We start from the raw sequence: 14411 nt of genomic DNA, 5'->3' as shown, positions 1-14411 counted from the left end.
ACCCAGCGCACTGTCGCGTCGCTGCTGTCCCCCCGCATTGGAATAGTGGATATGAGCCTTCAGGCCAACAACATCACCGCCAACCAAACCCTCAGCGTCGACGACCTGCGGCGGCTTGCCGGCATTCGCTTGGGCACGATCGCCGAGGGCGTTGCCGAGCGCGAGCGCCAGCGGGTCTTGCCGCACCAGCAGGTGCGTGACCTGGCCGCCGACGGCCTGCTGACCTGGCGCATTCCCCAGGCCTATGGCGGCAGCGGCGCCAGCGTGCGCGAGGTGGTGCAGTTCGTCATCGATCTTGCGGCGGTGGACTCCAATATCGCCCAGGCGCTGCGCCCAAGCTTTTCCTTCATCGAAGGCCTTCTGGTTCGCGGTACGCAAGAAGAGCGCGAGCGCTGGTTTGCCCGCTACCTGGCAGGCGAGGTGTTCGGCAACGCAGGCTGGGAGATCGGTGGCGCCAACGGCGCGATCAGTGCGCGCATCGTGCGCGAGGGCGAGCACTACCGGGTCAATGGCAGCAAGTTCTACAGCACCGGTTCGCTGTATGCCGACTGGGTCAGCGCCGTGGCGCTGGATGAACACCAGCAGCCGGTGTCGTTCATCCTGCCGCGCGAGCGCGAAGGGCTGGAGCTGGTCGATGACTTCGACGCCATGGGCCAGCGGCTGACCGCCAGTGGCACCACTCATCTGCACGGTGTCATCGTGCATCCGCACGAGATCCGCACGCGCATCACCGAGGAGGGCCAGCGCTCCATTGTCCCGCCGTTCTTGCAGGTGTTTCTCGCGGCGGTGGAGGCAGGCATCGCGCGCAATGCGCTGAACGACGCGGTGCAGTTCGCCCGCGAGCATGCCCGGCCGATCAAGCACAGCACGGCCACGCGCTCGGTGGACGACCCCTACGTGCAGTTCTCGGTGGGCGAAATCTCGGCCCGCGCCTTCGCTGCCGAGGCCCTGGTACTGCGCGCCGCCGAGAGCATCGATGCGGCATGGGCCGAGGGGCTGTCCGAGCAGGCGATCACCCGCGCGGCGGTGGACGTGGCGCAGGCCCAGTACCTGGCGGTGGAGTCGGCGCTCAAGGCTGCCGAGCTGCTGTTCGATGTCGGCGGCGCCTCCACCACCGGGCGCGCCCACAACCTCGACCGCCACTGGCGCAATGCACGCACCGTGGCCAACCACAACCCGCGCCACTGGAAGGCCGCCGTGGTCGGCGCCTGGCAGCTCACAGGCACCCAGCCGCCGACCTCCGGGCTGTTCTGAGGGGTTAGCCACGCACCACCTGTCACGACATCCTTCCTATCCGCAAGGACAGCCACACCATGAGTGTTTTTCGATTCATCCCCCAACCCCCGAGCGCCATGCGCGACTGGAACATTCGCAGCCTGCCGGATACCCCCTTGAGGTTCGTGCTGTTCTTCGTCGGGCACTACAGGCCCTGGTACCTGGCCATCCTGCTGCTGCAAATGGCGGCGGTGGTCTGCACGCTGCTGGTGCCATGGGCGCTGGGGCAGGTCGCGCGTCTGGTCAGCGAGGGGGTGGCTGCCGAGCAGGCCTGGCAGGTGCTGCAATGGCCGGTGTTGTCCTTCAGCGCCGTGGTGCTGCTCGAGGTGCTGTTCACCCGTGGCGCCACCGGGGTGCATATTCGCGTGTTGCCGCAGCAGCGGCGTACCGTGACCCACGCTGTGTTCGCCTACCTGCAACAGCATTCGCACCGTTTCGTCAGCAGCGAGTTCGCCGGGGCGCTGGCGCACCGGGTGTCCGAGGTGGCGCTTGGGGTCAACCAGGTCCTCAGTATCCTGTTGTTCGACCTGATCCCGCTGGTGGTGACACTGAGCCTCGCGACCCTGCTGCTGTGGACGGCTTCGTCGCTGCTGGCGGCCTTCATGTTCGGCTGGTCGGTGCTGTTCATCCTGGCCTGCTACCACCTGGCCAAGCGCAGCCACCCGCTGGCCCAGCAGTATTCCTCGGCGCGCAGCACCAGCACCGGCAAGGTGGTGGATGCGGTGACCAACCTCACCAACATCCGCCTGTTCGCCCGCCACGCCTACGAGCATCGCTACCTGGGCGACTTTCTGGAGCGCGAAGTGGGCGCGGCTTATCGCTCGTTCGACTACATGGAGAAGATCCGCTGGTTCCAGTCGGTGTCGGGCATGCTGCTGAAGGTCGGTGTGCTGCTGTTGTCGCTGTACCTGTGGCGAACCGGGCAGATCAGCATCGCCACCTTCGTCATGTCCACCAGTCTGTCGCTGCTGATCATCAACGACGTGGCCAGCCTGTCGCGGCGTTTTCTGGAGTTCTTCGAGGCCACCGGCAATATCGCCAACGGCGTGCGCACGCTGGTCCGTCCGCATGAGGTGGTGGACAAGCCTGGTGCCCATGAGCTGAAGGTGAGCCGGGGGCGGGTGGAGTTTCGCAATGTGAGGTTCGGCTATGCGCCGGACAAACCGATCTTCGAACAGCTCGACCTGGCCATCGAGGCCGGGCAGCGAGTGGGGTTGGTGGGCGCGTCCGGCTCGGGCAAGTCGACGCTGCTCAACCTGCTGCTGCGTCTGTATGACGTGGACGACGGCCAGGTGCTGATCGATGGCACCGATGTGCGTGAGGTGACCCAGCATTCGCTGCACCAGCAGATTGGCCTGATCCCGCAGGAGCCTGGGCTGTTCCACCGCAGCATCCGCGAGAACATCCACTACGGCCACCTGGATGCCACGCCGGACGAACTGGCGGCGGCCATCCAGCGCGCCGGTGCCAGTGCCTTCATCGAAACCATGGACAAGGGCTACGACGCCCTGGTCGGTGAGCGTGGGGTAAAGCTTTCCGGCGGCCAGCGCCAGCGCATCGCCATTGCCCGGGTGCTGCTCAAGAATGCGCCGATCCTGGTGATGGACGAAGCCACTTCCAGCCTGGACTCGATCACCGAGCGCTTCATCCAGGACAAGCTGGACGAGATCATGGACGGCAAGACGGTGATCGTCGTGGCCCACCGTTTGTCCACGGTCGCTCACCTGGACCGTATCGTGGTGTTCGACCGGGGGCGTATCGTCGAGGATGGTAGTCACCAGGAACTGCTGGGCAAGCGTGGTTACTACCATCGCCTGTGGAGCCGGCAATCCGATGGAATGTTTGCCGAGCAGCAGCCCGCCGAGGTGGGTTAAGTGTCCGCCCCTATATCGATAACTGCACAGCCCGATTGGCGTGCACCTGCACCTCTGGCCGGCGCCGGTTGACCACCAGCTCGCCGATGGCGATCAGCCGCGCGCGGGTGACGTTGCGGCTCAGCCCCAGCAGGCTGGCGGTGTGCACCTGGTTGCAATGGCAGAAACGGTAGGCGGCGCGCAGCAGGCTGTCCTCGATCTTTTCGTGCAGGCCGCCGGCCTGCTCTTCGAACAGGCGGTGGAAGGCGCGCAGCAATTGTTCGTCGACGCTCTCGACCACGGCGGCCGCAGGTTGATCGTGGCGCTCGATGCGCAGGTGCGACAGGCGCAGGTCGTCGTCCTGTACCAGCCCGTTGCGGCACACCAGCAGGGTGTGGTGGATGACGTTCTCCAGCTCGCGAATGTTGCCCGGCCAGTCGTAGCCCACCACCTTGCGTTCGGCCTCCGGGGTCAGGCGCACTTCGCCGTAGCCGAGGCGGTTGCAGTAGGTCCTGATGAAGTGGCGGGTCAGCGGCAGGATGTCGCCCGGCCGTTCGCGCAGCGGGTAAAGCTGCAGGCTGACCACGTTGAGGCGGTAGTACAAATCCTCGCGAAAGTTGCCGGCGCCGATGGCTTTGTCCAGTTGCACGTTGGTGGCGGCGACCACGCGCACATTGATCGGGATGCTCTTGCGCGAGCCCAGGCGCACCACTTCGCGCTCCTGCAACACGCGCAGCAGCTTGACCTGGATGGCCATCGGCAGGTCGCCGATCTCGTCGAGGAACAAGGTGCCGCCGTTGGCTTCCTCGAACCAGCCGGCCTTGGCGGCGAGGGCGCCGGTGAAGGCGCCTTTCTCATGGCCGAACAGCTCGGCCTCGACCAGCGATTCGGAGAAAGCGCCGCAGTTCACCGCCACGAACGGGCCGTCGCGTCGACCGCTGAGGTTGTGGATATGGCGCGCGACCAGCTCCTTGCCCGTGCCGGTCTCACCGATGATCAGGACGCTGGCCTCACTGGGGGCGACCTGTTGCAAGTGGGCGAGCAGCGCCTGCGATCTAGGGTCTTCGAAGACCTGTGCGGTCGCCCGGATCGAGGTAGCCAGTGTCGGCGAGGGGGGGAGGGTCAGCAGTTGCATAGGCATCTCTACGAATAGAAAGAAGGTGTAGGGCGTGTCTGGCTCAGGGCCCACTCACCCAGCTCGTGGAGCTTGTAGTCCACTGGGTCGTGCAGGCTCTGGGTACGCAGGTTGCGCCAGTAGCGGTCCAGGCGTAGCGAGGCATGGGTGGCGCGGGCGCCGGTCACTTCGAACAGGCGGTTGCAGATATCCAGTCCGGTGCGCGCGGCCGCCACCTTGGCCGTGGCGATGGACAGCGCCAGCTGCGCACGCTCCTCGGCGCCCAGGGCGTGTTCCTTCTGCCAGGCCGTGTCGAGCTGCTCGGCGGCGCGTTCCACCAGCAGCCGTACGCCTTCCAGGCTCACCCAGAACTCGCCGTAGTGACGCAGCACGTAAGGGTCTTCGCTGACGTGCTGGGCCTTGGAGCGGAACCACGGACGACCCTCCTTGAGGGTGTACTGGCGCGCCTCGTCCAGCGCCCCTTCGGTAATGCCGAGGAAGATATGGGCGAAGTGCAATTGCGCGATCAGCGGGCGCAGACAGGCGAAGGGCGTGCTCAGCGGGCCGGGGTCGAGCAGCAGCTCGTTCTCTTCCACCCGCACGCGTTCGAAGGTGGCGCTGCCGCTGTCGGTCTGGCGCTGGCCCATGTTGTTCCAGTCGTCGTGCAGGGTAATGCCGGTGCGCCCGGTGGGGATCGCGGCGATCAGCAGCTTGCCGCCCGCGCTTTCATCGACCGCGGAGGCGATCAGCATTTCCGAGTCGCTGGCACCGGAGCAGAAGCTTTTCTTGCCGGAGAATTCGCGCCAGCCATCGAAGGTCTTGACCACCGTGCGGGTGTCCAGCGGGTTCAGCGCATTGCCCCAGAACCAGTGCTTGCGCGCCGTCTGCTCGAACCAGGGTTGCCACTGGTCGGGGCGGGCGAACAGGCGCACGGTGGCCAGCATCAGGTGCTGGAAGCCGAACACATGGGCCACCGAGCTGTCGACCTTGGCGAACTCGCGAACCACGCCGAGGGTCTCGCTCCAGCTGGCGCCGAGGCCGCCGAACTGAGTGGGGATGCTCAGCGCCAGCAGGCCGCTCTGGCGAATGGCATCGCGTTGGGCCTTCGGGGTGCCGCCGGCTTCATCGCGTTCCACGGCGGTTTCGGCGAATTCGCCCGCCAGTCGCTGGGCGGTCTGCAAGGGGCTGAGCACGGAGGCTTGCTGGTGGGTTCTCACTGACGGGTCTTCCTGACGGATGATGTGGCTCATGCGCGCTCCTCGGGCGATCGCGCATCGGGGAGTGCGATACGGTTGAGGTCCAGGTCGGCCAGGGTGGCGAAGGCGGGGTGTTGGCGAAGATCGATAGGCATGTTCCACATCCGAAAATGTCGGCGATAGACAATGGCTGCGTGGGTGGTTGACTCCTTATAAAGGTATTTGCTTATTACTCAAACGAAGAAAAATAAATATTGATATTCGATTTGGTTTTTTTCTGGTAGCGCCACTGAGATTCGCCTTGCGTTTAGCCTATTGAATCTTCCTGCTTCAGGACCAAGTGCAGGAGCAACTGTCTTGTTCGCAGCCGCAAGGTTTTCGCGATGCCTGTGGGAGCGGCCTTGTGTCGCGATAGGGCTGCAAAGCAGCCCCTGCACGTTCAGCATCATCTCCAAAATCCTGGGGCCGCTACGCGCCCCTCTCGCGACGCAAGGCCGCTCCCACAGGATTGCGTTGTTCTTCAGAACGGGGCGGTCGATGTTGGGCTTGCCCGCGAACGGCCACAAAATAGGTCTTGGCTTATTCGTCATCCGCCGATAAATGGGCGTCTAGATCGACCGTAACGTCACCTACCAGTGAATGGATTCGCGCCAAAAGGTTTGAGCTCACGGCTTGGAGATGTTCGGGATGGTTGGTGATGTCGCGTGCTAGAAAGCTCAGGGTCTCGTCGTCGGGGCGGACATTGATCTGGTAGTGGTCGGGCAGCATGAGTGCCATGTCGAGTGTTTTGGCCATGATGTTACGGTTCCAAATCAGTTGCAGTGGCATTCATGTTAATGCGGATGCATCGGTAAGTAAGTGCAGATGCACTACGTGCTCTATAAAGGGCCGGACAACGAGATCTGGCTGCGCCTATACCATGCTGGGCGAGCATCCCGCGCTACGGTCTGAACTCGCTGGCCGAAGTGGTCGGCTGGGCGCGGCCGGAGGTGGTGCCGCCGCGCAATGGCCGCACCAGCAAGGCCTTGAGGGCCTTGGGTTACCCGGTGAGCGTCTACTGAGCCTGCTGCCGCCCGGCCAAGTGCCCAACCACATACTCGGCATCCCGCGCCACGCCACTGAAACGCCCGGAACCCCAGGTGTGCAACCAAGGCAGACCGAGGAAGTACAGGCCCGGCAGGCTGGTAACCCCACGTTTGTGGCCGGGGTACCCGCGGCCACTGAACACCGGCGCATCCACCCAGCTGAAGTCAGGCCGAAAACCGATGCACCAGATGATGCTGGTGATGCCCGAGCCTTCCAGTTCCAGCGCGGTGGCGTCGTGTTCCGGGCGCCATTGCGGCTCGTAGCGGCTGGCCGCCGGGGCGTCGATGCCGTGCTCGGCGATGTACTTGTCGATGCTGGCGTTGATGCGGTTGTACACGGCATCGGCGGCATCCAGGTTGGCGGCGAGGTCGTCTGCAAAGCGCAGCACGCTGCCGTCGAGCGATTCCAGGCGGCCGAACAGCTGCATGCCCTCTTCGGCGAAGCGGCGCAGGTCGATGTCGCGCCCGCCGTCGCGCCCGGTGACGTAGTGGTTGGTGTTGTCGCGCACGCCTTCACGCAGTGGATGGCGGTCGACATCGATGTCGTAGTAGCCCATCTGCGCCAGCCAGTCGACCACGTCCTTGCCGCGATAGAAGCGCGCGCAGCGCGGCGCATCGCCCACGGCCAGGAACACCTTGCGCCCGGCCAGGTGCAGGTCTTCGGCGATCTGCGCGCCGGACTGGCCGGAACCGACCACCAGCACCGCACCTTCAGGCAGCGCCTGGGGGTTGCGGTACTGCTCGGAGTGGATCTGCTGGATGCCGCTGGGTAGGCGCTCGGCCAGGGTGGGGATGATCGGCGTATGGTAGCCACCGCTGGCGACGATCACTTGGTCGGCGCTGAAGTCGCCGGCGCTGGTGTTGAGCAGGTAGCCGCCCTCGGGGCGAGCAGTCAGGCGCTGCACTGCAACGCCTTCGCGCACCGGGGCGTTGACCTTGGCGATGAAGGCGTCGAGGTAGTCGATGATCTGCGCTTTCTTCATGAAACCGTGCGGGTCGTCGCCGCTGTAGGGGTGGCCGGGCAGGCTGCATTGCCAGTTCGGCGTGACCAGGCAGAAGGCGTCCCAGCGTTGGCTGCGCCAGGTGTGGGTGAGGCTGTGTTTCTCCAGCACCAGGTGGTCGATGTCCTGCTGTTGCAGGTAGTAGCTGGCCGAAAGCCCGGCCTGGCCGCCGCCGACGACGATTGCACGATAGTGGGTCATGGAGGGTGTCCTCAAGGTTCAGATGTCGCCGAAGGCGGCGTAGTTGACGGGGCTGGCGCCGTATTGGCGGATGTCCAGGACGGTGACGCACTGCTGTGGGTCAGGGTATTGCCGGGCGCGTATGCGCAGGCCGCCGAGGCTGTCCATGGCCGAGCTGCAATAGAAGCCCTTGACCTCGCGCACCCGTTCGGAGGCGGCGTTCAGGGCGTTTTCCGCCAGGCGCATGAAGTGCTCCAGCGGGTAGCTTTGGCCGACTGCGAAGTATTCGTGGACCGTGGTGGACGGCGAGTAGGTGTCGGTTTCCTGGCCGTCGGGCCAGCGCAGGCGGATGTTCACGGCGGGCATGTCAGGGTTCCTCGGGGTAGCTGAAGCCGGTAAAGGGATGGGTGTGCAGGTTCCAGAATTGCTGGTGTTGCGGGCCCAGGCTGACGTGCAGGCGGGCGCTGTCGTCGATCTGGCCGATGGCGACGCAGTGCAGGCCCTCGAAGGCGAAGGCGGTTTGCACCTTGGGCAGGTCCTCGGCGGCCAGGGTCAGCAGGAAGCCGTAGCTGGGGAAGGCTTGCAGCCAGCGCTCAAGCGGCGCGTCGGCGGGGCGGGGCAGGCGGTCCAGGTCGAGCTGGGCGCCGCAGCCGGTGGGCTCGAGCAGCATCAGCAAGGTGCCGAGCAGGCCGGCGTTGCTGATGTCTTTGGCGGCCAGCAGCAGGCCGGCTTCGGCCAGGCGCGGTATCACATCCAGCTTGGCCCGCAGGCGTTCGCCAGGTACGCCTTCGAAGGCTTTCCAGTAGGGCGCCTCGCCGTGCCATTGGCCGTCCAGGTCGACCACCATGGCCAGGCACTGGCCAGGCGCGACGTGCAGGGTCGACAGCAGGCGCCTGGCCCAGCCAGTGATGGCCACGGCCAGTGCCGCCGGGTTGCCAGGCGCCTGGCTGGTATGCCCGCCGGCCAGGTGCAGGCCGTAGGCCTGGCAGGCATCGCGGATGCCCAGAAGGATCTGTTCGGCGGCTTGTTCGTCGTGGTGCCAGTAGGCGTTGACCACTGCGCTGGCGCGCCCGCCCATGGCAGTGATGTCGCTGACATTGGCCATCACCGCCGACCAACCGGCGAACCACGGCGCCTGCTCGACGAATTGCGGCAGCATGCCTTCGATGGCCAGCAACTGGTATTGGTCGCCGCAGCGGATGGCCGCGGTGTCGTCGCCGGGCAGTGCATACAATGCGTCGCGCTCGCTGCCCGTGGCAGGCAGCACCCGCGCCGGGTGCTGGATGGCCTGTTTGGCGCGCATGGCGGGGATGTCGGCCAGGCGCGCGAGCAAGGTGGGAAGGTCAGTGTGCATGGTGTGCCACCTGCGCGCGCAACAGCGCCACTTGGCGCGTCATGAAGGGATAGTCGGCAAGCCTGGCCTGCATCAGCACATGGGGCTGGCCGAGCAGCTCGAGGGTTTCGAGGCTGTCCCAGTGCAGGCTGTGGAAATAGCTTTCATTGGCCTGTTGCACAGTGGCCAGGAAGGTCTCGCAGCCCAGGTCGATGGCCCGCGCAACCGCTTCGTTGACCAGCGCCTTGCCGATCATCGCGTGGCGCCGGTAGCGCCGCTCGACGCACAGCCGACCGCCGTACCACACGCCGGGGGCGGTGGAGTAGATGCGCACGGCGCCGATGACCTGCTCGGGCATGCCGCACTGGTGCGCCACGGCGACGATGGCGATGGCCTGGAAGTCGCGCTCGTCCTTGTCCTGCTCCAGCAGACGCTGCTCGTCGGAGAACACCGCCCGGCGCAAGGCGTAGTAGCCGCTGCGCTCCCAGGCCTCGCTGGCCGGTTTGACCCGCAGTTCGCCAGCGAGAAAGTCGTTGAACGTATCGTGGGTCAGTGCGAAGGCGAGTTCGGCCATGGCAGGGCTCCTGTCACTCGTGGTTCTTGAGCGCCGAGCAGGCGCCGCATTTGGCGCAGCCGGCATTGATACGTTCCGAATGCAGCCCGTGGCGGCGTAGGCTGGCGCCGATGCGTGGGTACAGGCGCTGCATGAACGCGCTGTCGGGCTTGGGGTGGTGGGCCAGCGGGGTGTTGTCGATCGGCACGAAGGGCACCACGAAGGGGTACACGCCCATGGCCGCGAGGCGCTCGCTCATCTGCGCGATGGCGTCTTCGCTGTCGCCGAGCCCGGCGAGGATGTAGGTGCTGACCTGGCCGTGGCCGAACACCTTGACCGCTGCTTCGAAGGCGCTGAAGTAGCGCGACAGCGGCACCTGCGCCTTGCCCGGCATGATGCGCTGGCGCACGGCGTCGGTGACCGCTTCCAGGTGCATGCCCAGCGACACCACGCCGCTGTCTTTCAGGCGAGTGAACCAGTGGTCGTGGTCTGGCGGTTCGCACTGCGCCTGGATCGGCAGGTCGACGGCGGCGGTCACCGCGGCGGCGGATTCGCACAGGATCGCCGCGCCACGGTCAGGGGTTTGCGGGGTGCCGGTGGTCATCACCATGTGCTTCACACCATCGAGCTGCACCGCCGCCTTGGCCACCTGGGCCAGTTGCGCCGGGCGCTTGCGGGCGATGGTCTTGCCGCTGGCCAGCGACTGGTTGATCGCGCAGAACTGGCAGGCGGTGGCGGCATCGTTCATGCGGATGCAGTGTTGCAACAAGGTGGTGGCCAGCACGTCCTTGCTGTGCAGGGTGGCGATCTTCCAGAAGGGCACGCCATCGTCGGTGCTCAGGGCGTAGAAGTTCGGCACGCCCGGCATCTGCACCTGGCCGACTTGCAGGCCTTCGCGAAAGATCAGGGCTTGGCCGCCGCTGGCATCGGGCACGGCGCTGTAGGGCGAATCCAGCGAGGCGCGGTTGAGCATCGGCACCATGGCGGTACGCTCGCCGAAGGTCAGCGCCTTGTGGTCGGAGGGGCCGGCGCCGCCCTTGCGGCTCAGGCCATCCGCGCCCTGCCAGCGCACGCCGTGGCATTGCAGCTCGGCCAGCAGGTCGCTGGCGATCACTGGGCTATTCATGCTCGGCCACCTCGCGGCGCTCGTGCACGTGCAGGGCCGGGCGGCGGTCGATCAGCAGGCTGAGCAGTTCCGGGCGGCTGTAGTGGCCCACCGAGTCCATCATGCGCTTGCGCTTGTCGATCAGCGCCAGGTCCAGGTCGGCGACGATATAGCCTTCGCCTTCGGTCTTGCGCGCCAGTACCTTGCCTTCGGGGCTGATGATGGCGCTGAAGCAGCCGCCGGAGATCGGCTCGCGGGCGCAGCCGGTGTCGGCCATGATGCGGTCTTGCTGCTGCTCGTCCAGCCAGGCGGTGGCGTTGACCACGAAGCAGCCGCTTTCCAGGGCGTGATGGCGGATGGTCACTTCCATTTGCTCGGCGAAGATCGGCCCCACCAGCGAACCTGGGAACATCGCCGCGTGGATCTGCTCGCCATCGGCCATCAGCGCGTAGCGGGCCAGCGGGTTGTAGTGCTCCCAGCAGGCCAGGGCGCCGATGCGGCCCACGGCGCTGTTGCAGGCGCGCAGCCCCGAGCCATCGCCTTGGCCCCAGACCATGCGCTCGTGGTAGGTGGGGGTGATCTTGCGCCGATGCTGAAGCAGGGTGCCGTCGGCATCGAACAGCAGTTGCGCGTTGTAGATCGTGCCGCCGTCGCGCTCGTTGATGCCGATGCAGGCGACGATATTGGCCTCGCGGCAGGCGTCGGCGATCTGCCGGGTGGCGTCGCTGGGCACGCTCACCGATTCCTCGAGCAGCTTCAGGTGTTGCGCGCCCATGGCGAAGGGCGGCTGCACGAAGGAGAAATAGGGGTAGTAGGGCACCACGGTTTCAGGGAATACCGCGAACTGCACGCCTTCGCGGCCCAATTCCAGCAATTGGCCGCAGAGTTTGTCGACGGTGGCCTGGCGTGAGTAGAGCACGGGGCTGAACTGAACGGCGGCGGCGCGGATGACGGGCATGGGCTGGGGTCCTTGGTTGGGGCGGTAGAAGGTGTCGCCGCTGCGCAGCGCTCGCTGCACAGCGGCGTGCAGGGCGTCAGGCGGTCCAGGTGTCGATGATCAGCGCGCCTTCGCGGCGCATCAGCAGGCGCAGGTCCATGACATCCAGCGGGTTGATCGGGCGAATGCCTTCGATCAGGGCTTTTTCGGTCTGGCCATACAGCGCTTGCAGGGCGAAGCGGCAGGCGTACACCTCGCCGCCTTCGCTCATGAAGGCCTTGAGCTGGTTGTTCACCGCCAGGTGGCCGGGGAAGGCTTCGGTGCCCAGGGTGGGGAAGCCGCGTTGCACGCCCAGTTGCACGCCTGGCCCGTACAGCAGCACTTTGGTTTCGAAGCCCTTGCGCAGCAGGCGCTTGGCTTGCAGCAGGTTGACCAGGCCGATGGAGCCTTCGAAGGCGATGGTGTGGAAGGTCAGCAGCGCTTTTTCGCCCGGTTCGGCTTTGACGTCTTCGAAGACTTTCTCTTCGTAATTGACCAAGAAATCGCCGTCTTGGTAGTGGGAAATGTCCACGGTAGGCATATCGTCTTCTCCGGTTTTTATCGCTGTGGTGATCGCCGGTGCGGCGGATCGTTGCGAAGGAGAATTGCGAAGGGCGTGCCAGGCGGTTGCAGGTTTTTTTAACGTGGACTAAGGGTTTGATTTCACTGGAAATACGTATCTGATACGGTTTTTCGACGATGATCTGAGCCTGTTCGCGCACTACGCAAACGCGTAGAACTACGATTATTCGTAATGTGGACTGCGAGATTTCGTACGATGTCCGAGACCGATTACCTCAGTGGATGGGCGGACCTGGCCTACGCGTCGCGGCACATGGTGTTCGAGCACTGTGCCGATGCCATCGCCTTGCTCGACCCCTACGCCGACCGTTTCAGCGACCTCAACATCGCCACCTGCAAACTGTTCGGCTACCCGCGCCAGGAGTTGTTGCTGCTGCCGGTGAGCAAGCTGTTCGGGCACCAGTTGGCCGACCTGATCGTGTTCAGCCAGGCAGTGCTGGAGAAGGGCCAGGGCTGGAGCGACGAGCTCAGTTGCAACTGCAAGAGCGGCGAGCGCATCGAGCTCGAGATCAAGGCCACCGCGTTGCAGGTAAAGGGCCAGACGCAAATCATTCTGGTGCTGCGCGAGCAGAGCCAGCAGCGCTACCAGCAGGACCAGGCCGAAACCGAGCGGGCCATGCGCGGCGGGCTGCTGGAGTGGCGCAACATCCTCAACCTGTTCAAGGAAACCGAGCGCGACAACCAACTGCTGCTCAGCGCCGTGGGCGACGGTATCTACAGCATCGACAACCAAGGCCTGGCCACCTTCGTCAACCCTGCCGGTGCGCGCATGCTCGGTTGGGAGCCGGCCGACATGATCGGCAAGAACATCCACCGCATTCACCACCACAGCCATGCCGATGGTTCGCACTACCCGGTGGAGGACTGCCCGATCTACCGCGCCGTGCACGATGGCGTGGTACACGAAGGCCGCCAGGAGGTGTTCTGGCGGCGCGATGGCAGTTGCTTCCCGGTGGAGTTCACCAGCACCCCGGTCATCTCCGACAGCCGCCTGGTGGGCGCGGTGGTGGTGTTTCGCGACATCACCGAGCGGCGCACCACCGAACTGCAACTGCAAACCGCACTCGAGGAACTCAAGCAGCTCAAGGCGCGGCTGGAGGAGCAAAACGCCTATTTGCAGGAAGAAATCCACATCGAGCACAACTACCGCGAGATCGTTGGGCAGAGCGAGCCGATCCTCAAGATCATCAGGCAGATCGACGTGGTGGCGCCTACCGACGCCAGTGTGTTGATCCACGGCGAGTCGGGCACCGGCAAGGAGCTGATCGCCCGCGCCATCCACCAGGCGAGCAGACGCAGCAAGTACCCGCTGATTCGGGTGAACTGCGCGGCTATTCCGGCCGAGCTGTTCGAAAGCGAGTTCTTCGGGCATATCCGCGGTGCGTTCACAGGCGCAGTGCGCGACCGTGTCGGGCGCTTCGAGCTGGCCGATGGCGGTACGTTGTTCCTCGACGAGATTGGCGAGATCCCGCTGGACCTGCAAAGCAAGCTGTTGCGGGTGTTGCAGGAAGGCCAGTTCGAACGGGTGGGCGAGGAGCGCACGCGCAAGGTCGATGTGCGCATCGTCGCGGCCACCAACCGCAACCTGCGTGAAGAAGTGCAGGCCAAGCGCTTTCGCGAAGACCTGTATTTCCGCTTGAACGTGTTCCCGATCCAATCGCCGGCCTTGCGCGAGCGGCCGATGGATATCGCGCCGCTGGCCATGCATTTCATCAGCGAAGTGGGCCGGCGCCTGAACCTGCCGGGCAAGCGCCTGCGCACCGTGGACATGGAACGCCTGCAACGCTATGCCTGGCCGGGCAATATCCGCGAGTTGCAGAACGTGATCGAGCGGGCGTTGATTACCGCCCAGGGCGATACCCTTGCCATCGACCTGCCCGATGATGTGCCCAGCAGCCGTATGCCGCGTAGCACGCCTACACAGGCGACGATACTGACCGACGAACAACTGCGTGCACTGGAGCGCGACAACACCCTGGCAGCGTTGCAGGCGTGTGACGGCAAGCTGTTCGGCAAGGATGGCGCGGCGCACCTGTTGGGCATCAAGCCGACTACATTGGCTTCGCGGCTAAAGCGGTTGGGGATCGGCGGCGACTGAAGCAACCCTGTAGGAGCGGGCTTGTCGGATCGCCGCACCGCCGCGAACCGGGGGCAGAGC

14 protein-coding genes are annotated in these 14411 nt (G+C 65.2%); 3 read left to right on the top strand and 11 right to left on the bottom strand.

Annotated features, from left to right (window positions below; genetic code table 11):
• The first annotated feature begins 51 nt into the window (after positions 1–51).
• Positions 52–1254, top strand: a complete 1203-nt coding sequence (locus ACQKPE_RS08265; protein ID WP_427664818.1) for an acyl-CoA dehydrogenase family protein — start codon at positions 52–54, stop codon at positions 1252–1254.
• Between the two features lie 59 nt (positions 1255–1313).
• The gene (locus ACQKPE_RS08260) at positions 1314–3149 is read left to right on the top strand and encodes an ABC transporter ATP-binding protein (protein WP_427664816.1); all 1836 of its coding nucleotides are present in this window, start codon (positions 1314–1316) and stop codon (positions 3147–3149) included.
• A gap of 10 nt (positions 3150–3159) precedes the next feature.
• Here the strand turns inward: ACQKPE_RS08260 and ACQKPE_RS08255 are convergent, their stop codons facing one another.
• The 11 genes from ACQKPE_RS08255 to ACQKPE_RS08205 all read right to left on the bottom strand — a co-directional run bounded on the left by ACQKPE_RS08255 (position 3160) and on the right by ACQKPE_RS08205 (position 12212).
• Positions 3160–4263 (bottom strand): sigma-54 interaction domain-containing protein, encoded by a 1104-nt coding sequence (locus ACQKPE_RS08255; RefSeq protein ID WP_427664815.1) that lies wholly within the window; start codon positions 4261–4263, stop codon positions 3160–3162.
• Positions 4264–4271: 8 nt separating this feature from the next.
• Positions 4272–5492 carry an acyl-CoA dehydrogenase family protein gene (locus ACQKPE_RS08250; protein WP_427664814.1) on the bottom strand — a complete coding sequence of 407 codons (1221 nt, stop codon included), beginning with the start codon at positions 5490–5492 and terminating at the stop codon, positions 4272–4274.
• A gap of 179 nt (positions 5493–5671) precedes the next feature.
• Positions 5672–5887, bottom strand: coding sequence for a hypothetical protein (locus tag ACQKPE_RS08245; protein ID WP_427664812.1), 216 nt, complete (start codon positions 5885–5887; stop codon positions 5672–5674).
• 130 nt (positions 5888–6017) lie between these two features.
• The gene (locus tag ACQKPE_RS08240; RefSeq protein ID WP_427664810.1) at positions 6018–6233 is read right to left on the bottom strand and encodes a type II toxin-antitoxin system PrlF family antitoxin; all 216 of its coding nucleotides are present in this window, start codon (positions 6231–6233) and stop codon (positions 6018–6020) included.
• Between the two features lie 259 nt (positions 6234–6492).
• Positions 6493–7725, bottom strand: coding sequence for an MSMEG_0569 family flavin-dependent oxidoreductase (locus ACQKPE_RS08235; RefSeq protein ID WP_427664809.1), 1233 nt, complete (start codon positions 7723–7725; stop codon positions 6493–6495).
• Between the two features lie 18 nt (positions 7726–7743).
• On the bottom strand, positions 7744–8070 hold the full coding sequence (locus ACQKPE_RS08230) for an MSMEG_0570 family nitrogen starvation response protein (RefSeq protein WP_427664808.1): 327 nt from the start codon (positions 8068–8070) through the stop codon (positions 7744–7746).
• 1 nt (position 8071) lies between these two features.
• On the bottom strand, positions 8072–9058 hold the full coding sequence (locus tag ACQKPE_RS08225; protein WP_427664806.1) for a sll0787 family AIR synthase-like protein: 987 nt from the start codon (positions 9056–9058) through the stop codon (positions 8072–8074).
• Complete coding sequence (locus tag ACQKPE_RS08220; RefSeq protein ID WP_427664804.1) at positions 9048–9611, bottom strand: MSMEG_0567/Sll0786 family nitrogen starvation N-acetyltransferase; 564 nt, start codon at positions 9609–9611, stop codon at positions 9048–9050. The genes ACQKPE_RS08225 and ACQKPE_RS08220 overlap by 11 nt, the downstream gene beginning before the upstream one ends.
• A 13-nt stretch (positions 9612–9624) precedes the next feature.
• Positions 9625–10716 carry an MSMEG_0568 family radical SAM protein gene (locus ACQKPE_RS08215; RefSeq protein ID WP_427664802.1) on the bottom strand — a complete coding sequence of 364 codons (1092 nt, stop codon included), beginning with the start codon at positions 10714–10716 and terminating at the stop codon, positions 9625–9627.
• Positions 10709–11653, bottom strand: coding sequence for a Nit6803 family nitrilase (locus ACQKPE_RS08210; protein WP_427664801.1), 945 nt, complete (start codon positions 11651–11653; stop codon positions 10709–10711). The genes ACQKPE_RS08215 and ACQKPE_RS08210 overlap by 8 nt, the downstream gene beginning before the upstream one ends.
• 76 nt (positions 11654–11729) lie before the next feature.
• Complete coding sequence (locus tag ACQKPE_RS08205; RefSeq protein WP_427664799.1) at positions 11730–12212, bottom strand: MSMEG_0572/Sll0783 family nitrogen starvation response protein; 483 nt, start codon at positions 12210–12212, stop codon at positions 11730–11732.
• A 237-nt stretch (positions 12213–12449) separates the two neighbouring features.
• On the opposite strand from ACQKPE_RS08205, the gene ACQKPE_RS08200 reads away from it, so the two are divergent.
• Complete coding sequence (locus tag ACQKPE_RS08200; protein ID WP_427664797.1) at positions 12450–14351, top strand: sigma 54-interacting transcriptional regulator; 1902 nt, start codon at positions 12450–12452, stop codon at positions 14349–14351.
• The last annotated feature ends 60 nt before the right edge of the window (positions 14352–14411 follow it).

The organism is Pseudomonas sp. NPDC089554 (genome assembly GCF_050280645.1).
Lineage (GTDB): Bacteria > Pseudomonadota > Gammaproteobacteria > Pseudomonadales > Pseudomonadaceae > Aquipseudomonas.
The sequence above is the reverse complement of the archived record's forward strand: the minus strand, read 5'-3'. Positions and strand labels throughout refer to the sequence as shown.

Coding starts and splice junctions, on each gene's coding strand:
- ACQKPE_RS08265 (WP_427664818.1), top strand. CDS start 52: ATGAGCCTTCAGGCCAACAACATCACCGCCAACCAAACCCTCAGCGTC.
- ACQKPE_RS08260 (WP_427664816.1), top strand. CDS start 1,314: ATGAGTGTTTTTCGATTCATCCCCCAACCCCCGAGCGCCATGCGCGAC.
- ACQKPE_RS08255 (WP_427664815.1), bottom strand. CDS start 4,263: ATGCAACTGCTGACCCTCCCCCCCTCGCCGACACTGGCTACCTCGATC.
- ACQKPE_RS08250 (WP_427664814.1), bottom strand. CDS start 5,492: ATGAGCCACATCATCCGTCAGGAAGACCCGTCAGTGAGAACCCACCAG.
- ACQKPE_RS08245 (WP_427664812.1), bottom strand. CDS start 5,887: ATGATGCTGAACGTGCAGGGGCTGCTTTGCAGCCCTATCGCGACACAA.
- ACQKPE_RS08240 (WP_427664810.1), bottom strand. CDS start 6,233: ATGGCCAAAACACTCGACATGGCACTCATGCTGCCCGACCACTACCAG.
- ACQKPE_RS08235 (WP_427664809.1), bottom strand. CDS start 7,725: ATGACCCACTATCGTGCAATCGTCGTCGGCGGCGGCCAGGCCGGGCTT.
- ACQKPE_RS08230 (WP_427664808.1), bottom strand. CDS start 8,070: ATGCCCGCCGTGAACATCCGCCTGCGCTGGCCCGACGGCCAGGAAACC.
- ACQKPE_RS08225 (WP_427664806.1), bottom strand. CDS start 9,058: ATGCACACTGACCTTCCCACCTTGCTCGCGCGCCTGGCCGACATCCCC.
- ACQKPE_RS08220 (WP_427664804.1), bottom strand. CDS start 9,611: ATGGCCGAACTCGCCTTCGCACTGACCCACGATACGTTCAACGACTTT.
- ACQKPE_RS08215 (WP_427664802.1), bottom strand. CDS start 10,716: ATGAATAGCCCAGTGATCGCCAGCGACCTGCTGGCCGAGCTGCAATGC.
- ACQKPE_RS08210 (WP_427664801.1), bottom strand. CDS start 11,653: ATGCCCGTCATCCGCGCCGCCGCCGTTCAGTTCAGCCCCGTGCTCTAC.
- ACQKPE_RS08205 (WP_427664799.1), bottom strand. CDS start 12,212: ATGCCTACCGTGGACATTTCCCACTACCAAGACGGCGATTTCTTGGTC.
- ACQKPE_RS08200 (WP_427664797.1), top strand. CDS start 12,450: ATGTCCGAGACCGATTACCTCAGTGGATGGGCGGACCTGGCCTACGCG.